This is a genomic window from Limnohabitans sp. (assembly GCF_031538885.1).
In the GTDB taxonomy this organism is placed as follows: Bacteria; Pseudomonadota; Gammaproteobacteria; order Burkholderiales; family Burkholderiaceae_C; genus Limnohabitans.
Map to the genome: position 1 here is coordinate 1 of NZ_JAVKLW010000111.1, position 10,191 is coordinate 10,191.

General features: G+C 55.1%; 12 protein-coding genes. 5 read left to right on the top strand and 7 right to left on the bottom strand.

Annotated elements, in window-relative coordinates:
- Positions 1–201 precede the first annotated feature (201 nt).
- The 3 genes from RMS03_RS08945 (at position 202) to RMS03_RS08955 (ending at position 3,249) form a co-directional block, all read left to right on the top strand.
- Positions 202–1,107, top strand: coding sequence for an AEC family transporter (locus RMS03_RS08945; protein WP_310626728.1), 906 nt, complete (start codon positions 202–204; stop codon positions 1,105–1,107).
- A gap of 91 nt (positions 1,108–1,198) precedes the next feature.
- Positions 1,199–1,456: a type B 50S ribosomal protein L31 gene (locus RMS03_RS08950; protein WP_310626729.1), complete on the top strand. Its 258-nt coding sequence runs from the start codon at positions 1,199–1,201 to the stop codon at positions 1,454–1,456.
- Between the two features lie 65 nt (positions 1,457–1,521).
- Complete coding sequence (locus tag RMS03_RS08955) at positions 1,522–3,249, top strand: hypothetical protein (RefSeq protein WP_310626730.1); 1,728 nt, start codon at positions 1,522–1,524, stop codon at positions 3,247–3,249.
- A gap of 189 nt (positions 3,250–3,438) precedes the next feature.
- On the opposite strand, the gene orn is transcribed toward RMS03_RS08955, so the two are convergent.
- Complete coding sequence (orn, locus tag RMS03_RS08960; protein ID WP_405023520.1) at positions 3,439–4,029, bottom strand: oligoribonuclease; 591 nt, start codon at positions 4,027–4,029, stop codon at positions 3,439–3,441.
- Positions 4,030–4,082: 53 nt separating this feature from the next.
- Here orn and RMS03_RS08965 point away from each other — a divergent pair, with 53 nt between their 5' ends.
- Together RMS03_RS08965 and rsgA are read left to right on the top strand one after the other, a co-directional pair.
- Positions 4,083–5,342: a M48 family metallopeptidase gene (locus RMS03_RS08965; protein WP_405023521.1), complete on the top strand. Its 1,260-nt coding sequence runs from the start codon at positions 4,083–4,085 to the stop codon at positions 5,340–5,342.
- Entirely contained in the window at positions 5,339–6,226 is an 888-nt protein-coding gene (rsgA, locus tag RMS03_RS08970; protein WP_310626731.1) for a ribosome small subunit-dependent GTPase A, read from the top strand. Before RMS03_RS08965 ends, rsgA begins: the two co-directional genes overlap by 4 nt.
- Before the next feature lie 15 nt (positions 6,227–6,241).
- Here rsgA and RMS03_RS08975 read toward each other — a convergent pair whose 3' ends face one another.
- From RMS03_RS08975 to rpsP, 6 genes are all read right to left on the bottom strand, one after another.
- Entirely contained in the window at positions 6,242–7,198 is a 957-nt protein-coding gene (locus tag RMS03_RS08975) for a CobD/CbiB family protein (RefSeq protein WP_310626732.1), read from the bottom strand.
- A gap of 39 nt (positions 7,199–7,237) precedes the next feature.
- Positions 7,238–7,912, bottom strand: coding sequence for a CoA pyrophosphatase (locus RMS03_RS08980; protein ID WP_310626733.1), 675 nt, complete (start codon positions 7,910–7,912; stop codon positions 7,238–7,240).
- A gap of 56 nt (positions 7,913–7,968) precedes the next feature.
- A complete protein-coding gene (rplS, locus tag RMS03_RS08985) occupies positions 7,969–8,364 on the bottom strand; it encodes a 50S ribosomal protein L19 (protein ID WP_310626734.1) in 396 nt (131 codons plus the stop codon).
- A 122-nt stretch (positions 8,365–8,486) separates the two neighbouring features.
- Positions 8,487–9,236, bottom strand: coding sequence for a tRNA (guanosine(37)-N1)-methyltransferase TrmD (trmD, locus tag RMS03_RS08990; RefSeq protein WP_310626735.1), 750 nt, complete (start codon positions 9,234–9,236; stop codon positions 8,487–8,489).
- 22 nt (positions 9,237–9,258) lie between these two features.
- The gene (rimM, locus tag RMS03_RS08995; RefSeq protein WP_405023522.1) at positions 9,259–9,828 is read right to left on the bottom strand and encodes a ribosome maturation factor RimM; all 570 of its coding nucleotides are present in this window, start codon (positions 9,826–9,828) and stop codon (positions 9,259–9,261) included.
- Between the two features lie 11 nt (positions 9,829–9,839).
- Complete coding sequence (gene rpsP / locus RMS03_RS09000) at positions 9,840–10,094, bottom strand: 30S ribosomal protein S16 (protein ID WP_310626739.1); 255 nt, start codon at positions 10,092–10,094, stop codon at positions 9,840–9,842.
- Positions 10,095–10,191 lie beyond the last annotated feature (97 nt).

The following is a 10,191-nucleotide window of genomic DNA, read 5'->3' on the forward strand; positions in this document are numbered from 1 at the left end:
CCGCCGCCTTTGACCAGCCTGACGGCCTCCAGCTTGAATTCCAGTGTGTACCGCGCCCGTCGTATCGAATCGCTCATTTCTCTCTCCTAAAACTGATTTTTACCTATCAGCTAAGGAGTACGTTTTTCAGGGGTAAGGTCAGTATTTGTATCCTAAACGCATTGCGCGCAGACCAGGATTCAAGTGCGGTATTCTCCTTGTGTGAATTACGCCCAACTCCTCTTCCCCGACTTTTCGCTCATTCTTTGTGGTTATTTGGTTTGCAAATACACCGCACTCAACCGCACCGTTTGGGAGCAGGTCGAGAGCTTGGTGTACTTCTTTCTTTTCCCTGTCTTGCTGTTTCACTCCATCGCACGCACGCCTTTGGATTTGCAAGCCGCCTCACACCTCATCATGGCGGGGTTGGTTCTAGGCCTCAGCAGCATTGGCTTGTCCTATGCCATCCCTAAGCTGCCGCTGTTGCGCAAGCATGTGGACACGCGCTTACATGCCGCCAGCGCCCAAGTCGCATTTCGCTTCAACTCGTTCATCGCACTGGCCTTGGCCGAACGCATTGCAGGCCCCCAAGCCTTGCTGCTCATTGCGGTGTTGATTGGTGTGTGTGTGCCCTTGTTCAATGTGGCGGCGGTATGGTCCATGGCCCGCCAAGCTCAACGCAGCTTTGTCCGCGAGTTGCTCCGCAACCCCTTGATCTTGGCCACAGGCCTTGGGCTGAGCGCCAACGTCGTTGGCTTACACATCCCAAGCTGGACAGAGCCCACCTTGCAGCGCATTGGCTCAGCATCCCTCGCGCTAGGCCTCATGGCTGCGGGCGCGGGCATGCAGATGGGGCACTTGATGAAAGCGAAAAGCCTTGCCATCTCATTGCTGACCGTGCGCCACCTCATCACCCCAGTGTTGGCCTGGTGCTTGGCACATGTGTTCGAGTTGGACACCACACAAACCACGGTGCTACTCGCCTTTGCAGCCTTGCCCACCGCATCGAGCTGCTATGTATTGGCCGCCCGCATGGGCTACAACGGCGCTTTTGTGGCTGGCCTGGTCACACTCTCCACCCTTTTGGGCATGCTCAGCCTGCCTTTTGCATTAGGCACGCTGCGGTAAAAGAGCCATGTTTCATGGCATAATGATGCGTTTTGTGGAAAGTGCGTTGAAATAGGTCGGCGTGGCTACCGCAGTTGCTCAAGGAAAAGCGATGAAAGAAGGCATTCACCCCAACTACCGTGAAATCTGTTTCATGGACATGTCTAACGGTTTCAAGTTTGTGACACGCTCATGCGCTAGCACAAAAGAAATGATCAAGATGGAAGACGGCCGTGAATTGCCGTTGTACAAGCTCGATACCACCAGCGAGTCACACCCCTTCTACACCGGCACACAGAAGTCTGTGGACAACATGGGTGGCCGCGTCGAGCGCTTCCGCAACAAGTACGGCAAAACTGTCGCCAAGTAAGCCACTCGCTTACTTCTCTCAAAAGGCAGCCCGGCCCTCCGCGCTGCCTTTTTTATTTCAAAGCTGTGACCCAACCCACCCCCGCCATCGTTCCTCAAAGTGCTGTGCGCCGCTTGCCGCGTGTTGCGCTTTGGTTGTTCTGCGCCGCCTACGTCCTGCCAGGCTTGTTTGGGCGCGAGCCTTGGAAAGGCAACGAGTTCACGGCCTTTGGCCACATGCTGGCGCTTGCTGAAGGGGCCAGCGATTGGTTCAACCCCAGCGTCTGGGGACAAGCCCCCGAGCTTGACGCCTTGCTGCCCTATTGGCTGGGCGCTTGGGCCATACAAATCGCGCCCCACTGGATGTCTGCGGGACTGGCCACACGCATTCCATTTGCCTTGCTCTTAGGCCTGACCTTGGCAAGCACATGGCATGGGGCGTATTACTTGGCCTTGAGCCCACAAGCGCAACCTGTGCCCTTCGCCTTTGGCGGTGAAGCCAAGCCCAAAGACTACGCCCGCACGATTGCCGACGGTGCCGTCTTAGCGCTCATCGCCTGTCTAGGCCTGACCTTGCTATCCCACGAAGCCAGTCCTATCTTGACTCAGCTGGCGTTTGTGAGCTGTGCGTTTTATGGCATAGCTGCGCTGCCTTATCACCCTCGCTACAGCTTGATCGCCTTGAGCCTGGGCTTGTTCGGTTTGTGCTTGAGTGGTGCACCCAGCTTCGCCGTGCTGATGGCCGTCGGGAGTGGAGTTTTGTGCTTGCTGGATCGTCAAAGCACACCGCCACGCACAGGCCGTCAACATGCGCTGTGGCTGCTGGTCATGAGCTTGGCTGTCAGCGCCTTGGCCACGGCTCTCGATGTCTGGCATTGGCGCTTGCTGCCACTGCACAACGATTGGCAAGCATGGCGCGCGCTGTTGCGCTTGCTGGCTTGGTTCACATGGCCGGCTTGGCCCTTGGCGATTTGGACGCTTTGGCGCTGGCGTCGCCAATGGACCTCCCTGCACTGGAGCCGTCATTTGGTGCTCCCTATGTGGTTCACCGCGTTGACCGTCATCACAGCGATGCTGACGCGCTCCTCTGACCAAACCTTGCTCTTGGCCCTGCCTGAGCTCGCCACCCTAGCCGCCTTTGCGCTGCCCACCCTGCGTCGCAGCGTGGCTGCATTGATTGATTGGTTTACCCTGCTCTTCTTTTCGGGTTGCGCCTTCATCATTTGGGTCATTTGGATTGCCATGCAAACCGGCTGGCCTGCACAACCCGCCGCAAACGTGGCCCGCTTGGCACCCGGCTTTGAGCCAAGCTTTGGCTGGTTCGCCTTCATCACGGCATTGATCGCCACCGCGCTCTGGGTTTGGTTGGTGGTTTGGCGCACGGCCAAACACCGTCAGGCGCTATGGAAAAGCCTGGTGCTGCCAGCGGGTGGTGCAGCCCTATGTTGGTTGCTACTACTGACGCTGTGGCTACCACTGCTCGACTTTGCGCGTAGCTACAAACCTTGGGTGCAACAAATCCAAGACGTGATGACCAAAGAAGACGCCAGCCAAGCACACAAGGTTTGCTTGCTCGGCTATGGTTTGGATGTGGGTCAAATGACTGCGTTCCACTACCACGGTGGCTTTGAGGTGAGAGCGTTAGAAACCACCCCGATAGCACAGCAAAACAACTGCCCTTGGCTGTTGGTCGATAACGATTTACGTCCAGACCTAGATCGTGTGATTCGTTTGAACGAATGGACACGTGTACGCACCATCCGTCGCCCCTCCGACAACAACGAAGATGTGACGCTATACCGCCGTCGTCGCTGAAAAATCTAAGCAGCGAACGCGCCACCATCATGCGGCATACGGGCCACTTTGCAGACATCGCTTTGACGACTTGCTTGCGCCGCTCGTGCAGCTGCTCCAATGTTTGAAATCTTGCTTCTTCTTTGCCTCATAGTCAGAACATGAGGGCGATTACGGCGGGCTGAAGACTTCACTGCGCCGAATTTATAATCACAACTTCAAGAAGTGTTCACGGTAATGAATCATCTCATCGATGGACTCATGCACATCAGCCAGTGCCGTGTGTTTTTGAGCTTTTTTAAAGGCATGCAACACTTCAGGCTTCCAGCGGCGTGACAACTCTTTGAGTGTGCTCACATCCACGTTGCGGTAGTGAAACCAGCCTTCGAGCTTGGGCATATATTTGTTCAAAAAGCGGCGGTCTTGGCCAACGGTGTTGCCACACATGGGCGAGACACCTTTGGACACATACTGTTTCATGAAGGCAATCAGTTGTTCTTGGGCTTGTTCCTCAGTCACGCTAGAGGTTTTGACTTTGTCAATCAAGCCGCTTTTGCCATGTGTACCTTTGTTCCATGCGTCCATTTTGCTCAGCAACTCATCGCTTTGGTGAATCACAAATACGGGGCCTTCAATGCGCACAGACAAATCAGGGTTGGTGACGATCACAGCGATTTCCAGCAAACGCTCACGCTCGGGGTCGAGACCAGACATTTCACAGTCAAGCCATACCAAGTTCAGATCAGACTTGGCCAGCTTGGTGGCCGCAGAGGGCATGGGTGGGGTAAGAGCTTCAAACATGGGCTAGATTGTCGCGCATCACACAAAGGCCGCTTCATCTAAACTCCTCCTCCATGATGACCCCTTTCCTCGCGATGACTTTGACACTGGCTGCCGTACTGGTCGCCAACTTGCTGATCAAACTGTGGCTCAACAGCCGTCAGGTGCGCCATGTGGCGCAGCACCGCGCACAAGTACCCGCTGCTTTTGCACACACCATCAGCTTAGATGCCCATCACAAAGCAGCGGACTACACACTGGCTAAAGCACGCGTGGGTGTGATGGACCTGGGTTTGGATGCGGTGACCTTGATCTGCTGGACTTTGTTGGGCGGCTTAGATGCATTGAATCAAATGACTTTGGAGTGGCTGGGAACCGGTATGACGCAGCAAGTCGCGTTGGTGGCGAGCTTCACCTTGATAGGAGGGTTGATTGGCCTGCCCCTTTCTTTGTATCAAACCTTTGGGATTGAACAACGTTTTGGTTTCAATCACACAACGCCAAAGCTGTGGGTGAGCGACATGCTCAAGGGGTTGGTGGTGGGCATGGTGCTGGGCTTGCCAATTTTGTGGCTGGTGCTCTGGCTGATGGCGGCGGGCGGGCCGATGTGGTGGCTCTACACATGGGCCGCATTGGTGACATACCAGTTGTTCGTGATGTGGATTGCACCTAACGTCATCATGCCTCTGTTCAATAAATTCACACCACTCGAAGATGCCACACTGAAAGAACGGGTGACCGCACTGATGAAGCGCTCAGGCTTCACCGCAAAAGGTTTTTTTGTGATAGATGGCAGTCGCCGCTCCGCACATTCAAACGCATTTTTCACAGGTTTTGGCGCGGCCAAGCGAGTGGTGTTTTTTGACACCCTATTGGCCCAACTCAATGGCGATGAGATGGAGGCAGTGCTAGCGCATGAGCTGGGTCATTTCAAGCATCGCCATATTTTGAAAATGATGCTGACCAGCTTTGCCACCAGTTTGGTTGGACTAGCTTTGCTAGGTTGGGTGTCTCAGAAAATTTGGTTTTATACGGGCTTGGGCGTGATGCCGAATTTAGATGGCAACAACAGTGCATTGGCTTTGTTGCTGTTCATGTTGGTGTTGCCTTTGTTCACGTTCTTTGTGTCGCCTTTGTCGGCTCGCCGCTCACGCCAATTTGAGTTTGAAGCGGACGCCTATGCGGTGGCCAATAGCGATGGCCAAGCACTCGCAAATGCGCTGCTCAAGCTCTACCAAGACAACGCCTCGACGCTGACGCCAGACCCTTGGTATGTGGCGTTTTATTACTCACACCCACCCGCCTCACAACGTTTGGCGCGCATGTCCGCATGAAGCAAACTGGCTTGGTGGTGGCCAGCCACGGACGACATTGCGTGGTGGAGACACCCGATGGTGAGCGTCGCATTTGCCACCCACGTGGCAAGAAAAGCCAAGTGGTGGTGGGTGACCGTGTGCAATGGCTGGCCAGCACCGACGAAGGCACCATAGAAAAGGTTGAGCCACGTCACAATTTGTTTTACCGGCAGGATGAGATTCGTACCAAGTCATTTGCAGCGAATTTAGACCAAGTGCTGATCCTGCTCGCGGCTGAACCTGAGTTCTCTGAAATGCAATTGACACGGGCTTTGATTGCCGCAGAGGCTGAGCACATCAAGCCCATCATCGCGTTGAACAAGCGTGACTTGGTCGAACCATTTGCACGCGCACTGGCGCGCCTCGTGCCTTACGTGAAGATGGGCTACACCGTACTTCAAGGCGCATTCAAAGCAGGTGATTTGGCCGATTTACCAGAGCGCTTGAAGCACAAGACCACTTTGGTGCTTGGTCCTTCAGGCACCGGCAAAAGCACGCTCATCAATGCATTGGTACCCAACGCGAATGTGGCCACAGCAGAGATTTCTCAAGCCTTGAACTCAGGCAAACACACCACCACATCGACCACGTGGCACTGGGTAGATGCCGAGCGAACAACAGGTTTGATTGACTCCCCCGGTTTTCAAGAATTTGGCGTGCATCACATTGATGCGATGCAGTTAGCGGCCTACATGCCTGACTTCAAACCACATGTGACGAACTGCAAGTTTTACAACTGCACGCATTTGCACGAGCCTTCGTGTGGCGTGCATGATGCGGTCAAAGCTGGCGAGATCAGTCCGTCTCGTTACAAGTTGTACGGCATTTTGTTTACCGAGCTGACGCAGCCTGTGAACTACTGACGTAGCTTCAGTTTTTTAGCCGAGCAAACGGGCCAACGTCAGCAAGGCCAACAACACCATCCAAAGCACAACGCTGCGCCAAACCAAACCCACCACGCTGGAAAGGTGGGCCATCTCAGGTGTGCGGCCAGGGGTGCTTTCGCTGTCTTGTGTCTCGTCATCAGACTGTGCGCGTAAGGCCTCACCGCCCAAACGCACATTCAGCGCACCGGCAGTAGCAGCCAGCACCACGCCATCGTTGTCATCTGGGAAGCGCTGTGCGTGATGACGCCAGCAATCAATGGCTTCTTCAAAATTCCCAACCACAGCAAACGCCACAGCCGTCAAGCGTGCCGACAACCAATCGAGACGGTGCCACGCATCGCATGCGGCATTTTGTAAAGCATCACTGACCCATCCTTTGGATGCTTTGGGTGAGGACTGCCAAGCACGCGAGACCATCTCACTCATACAGTAAATCACGGCTCCAGCAGGGCCAAACCCCAAGGCTGCCAAGATTGAAAACCAAGCCAAGACACCAAACACATGGTGATGAGCCGAGAGTACCGAATGCTCAATGACATGGCGGAGTAATTCGCTACGTGGCAAGCTACCAACTTCCACATGCTGCCATTCAGCCAACAGTTCACGTGCAAGACGTTCATCACCAACATCCAAAGCATCACGAATATCGGTGAAGTGGTGGCTGAACTGCCGAAACCCCAAGGTGACGTACAGCACGGCAATGCTCCACACCATTGCAACAGGCCAGCCAAAGACGGCCATCAATACCCAATGCAAGACCGCAGCGATGACAACTGGCACACCCACAGCCAAGGACCATGTGGACCATGCCAAACGTGGATGCCCTGCATCCAAAGTTCGGCTGATCCACAAAGTCCATGCGCGCACCGTGCGATGCACCCAATTGCCGCGCACCAAAGGACGTGCTTGTTCAATCAACAGCGCAAGGAGCAGGGAAAGAAAACTCATGGGGTGATGATAGCGGCCCGTGCTGGGTGTTTTGCGGCCTCAGGCACGCAAGAAACGGTAAAAGTTACGCAGCATGCCAGCTGTTGCCCCCCACACAAAACGCAGCTCATCGCCATCTTGGTAAGGTATGGACAGCCATTCGCGGGTCGCTCCTTCGTGAACGTAGCGATGCCATCGGTGATGAGCAGGGTTCATCAAAAACGCTAGGGGGACTTCAAACGCAGCGGCAACCTCATGGGTGTTGCGTTGCAACGTCATGTGGGGGGAGATCAAGGCCACCACAGGGGTGACATGGAACGCAGAACCTGTGACGTATTTGGGCAATGTGCCCAGCACTTGCACATGGTGCGCATCCAGCCCAACCTCCTCTTGCGCTTCACGCAAAGCAGTGGCAACGGCATCGGCATCTCCTTCGTCGCATTTGCCACCGGCAAAGGCAATTTGGTTCGGATGTGTCGTCATGTGCGCAGAACGTTGGGTCAGCAACACCGTGGGTTCGTCACGCATCACCAACCCTAGCAACACAGCCGCTTGGGTGGGGCTGCGATCCATGAACTTGCGCTCTCGCACCAGCTCAGGCTGCCAAATCGGTGGATGAGCAAACCGCGCTTGCAAAGCCTGCGGCGTCAAGCGCTGGGCAGGCACCGCCTCCAAGTGGTGGTCCACTTGAAACACGGGGACTTGTTGAGGATCAAAAATGGGAAGTTTGGGCATGAAAAAAGCCACCACAAGTTTTCACTCGGGTGGCTTGTGTGCTGACCAGTGTCAGCTTATTTGGCGGCGGCAGCGGCTTTAGAAGCAGCGGCTGATTTGCTGACCAATTTTTCTTTGATACGGGCAGACTTGCCGCTACGGTCACGCAAGTAGTACAACTTAGCACGACGCACATCACCGCGACGCTTGACTTCGATGCTGGCGATCAGTGGGCTGTATGTTTGGAACGTACGCTCCACGCCTTCGCCGCTAGATATTTTGCGCACAGTGAAGCCGCTGTTGAGGCCACGGTTGCGTTTCGCAATGACCACTCCTTCGTAAGCTTGCAAACGCTTGCGTGTGCCTTCAACCACGTTGACGCTCACAATGACGGTGTCGCCAGGTGCGAATTCGGGGATTGTTTTGCCGAGGCGAGCAATTTCTTCTGCCTCAAGGGTTTGGATCAGGTTCATGTTTTCCTCTAAAGATCTTGGTCGCGCTACACAAAAGGCCCTAGAGCGTAGCGTTCAAATGCAGAACACCTCGTCCAAAGCGGCCGACCAGAGGATCGAAAAGCCCACTATTATAGCGAAGTTTAGGCCTTCAAAACTGCCTCATCTTGCGGGGAGAGCTGGGCTGCTGCGCGGGCTGCCTCAATCAACTCTGGGCGCAGCCGAGCAGTCAGCAGCAAACGTTGGTCACGGCGCCAGCGTTCGATGTTCACATGATGACCAGACATCAGCGCGGCAGGGACACCCTGCCCTTGCCATTGTTCGGGACGGGTGTAGTGCGGGCAATCGAGCAAACCGTCCAAAGCGGGATTGAAGCTGTCGAGTTGATGGCTACCTTCATCGTTCAAGACACCCGGCTGCAAACGGGCCACAGCATCGAGCAGGGCCATGGCGGCCAATTCGCCCCCAGACAGCACAAAATCGCCCAAGCTGATTTGCAAATCGACGTAGGTATCAATGAAACGTTGGTCAATACCCTCGTAACGGCCACACAGCAAGACCGCACCTTGACTGTCTGACCAGCGCTGCACTGCCGCATGGTGCAGCGTCTCCCCAACAGGGGAGAACAACACCAAGGGCGCGACATCACGGCCTTGGCCACGGTCCGCACGAATGGCACTCAGACAAACGGTCAGCGGTTCGGCCATCATGACCATGCCAGGGCCACCCCCAAATGGGCGGTCATCGACACGGCGGTAGTTGCCTTCTGCGTAGTCACGGGGGTTCCATAAATGCACGACCACCAAGCCAGCCGCATAAGCGCGGCGAGTCACGCCAATTTTAAGAAAAGGCTCAAACAGTTCAGGAAACAGAGTGATGATGTCAAAACGCACGGCAATGCCTCGGGCGGATGCGTCAGTAATCGGGCTGCCAGTCAGCGGTGATGCGTCGTGCGGCCAAGTCAACCGTATCGATGTAGACGGAGACAAAAGGAATCATGCGCTCTTGGGCCTCACCTTCTTCCTCATAAGCAAGCACCAACACGGTTTGTGGGCCTGTGTGCAAGAGCTCACGAACAACGCCTAATGCGACGCCTTCGCGGTTAACCACATCCAAACCGATCAGGTCAACCCAGTAATACTCATCTGTCGCGGGAGTCGGAAAGCTCGCACGCGAGACAAAAATACGTGCGCCTTTGAGCAGTTCTGCTGCATTGCGGTCAGGCACCTCTTGGGCCGTAGCCACAACAGAATCTGAGTGTTCTTTGGCTTCTTGAATTTTCAAAAGCACGGTGCCCACAAATGTCTTGGCACCACGTTCAGCGGGTTGTAAAAACCAGCGCTTGGAAGAAAAAAGCGCTTCCGGAGAAGCGCTGTAGGGCAAGACCTTGAACCAGCCTTTGATGCCCCAAGCATCTGCAATGCGCCCGACTTCGATAGCGTCCGCAGGAAGTTCTGCGGACTCAAGGCCGGGCGTCATTGCCATGCCTTTGTCAATTAAGCAGCCGTTTTAGCAGCCGCTTGCTTGACCAAACGAATCACGGTAGGTGAGCACTGTGCACCCACACTGGTCCAGTGGGTCAAGCGGTCCTGCGCAACGCGCAAGCTTTCGGTTTGACCTTTGGCGATGGGGTTGTAAAAACCAATGCGTTCGATAAAGCGGCCGTCGCGACGATCGCGCTTGTCGGCTACAACAATGTTAAAAAATGGACGGGCTTTAGAACCGCCGCGTGAAAGTCGGATGACGACCATGATGAATCCTTCGGGTGGAAATTTTTTCAACGTTTGAGACACGCGCTAAGCCACCCGGCCTGCGACACGCTGAAAAGCCTGTCATTATAGCGCCCTA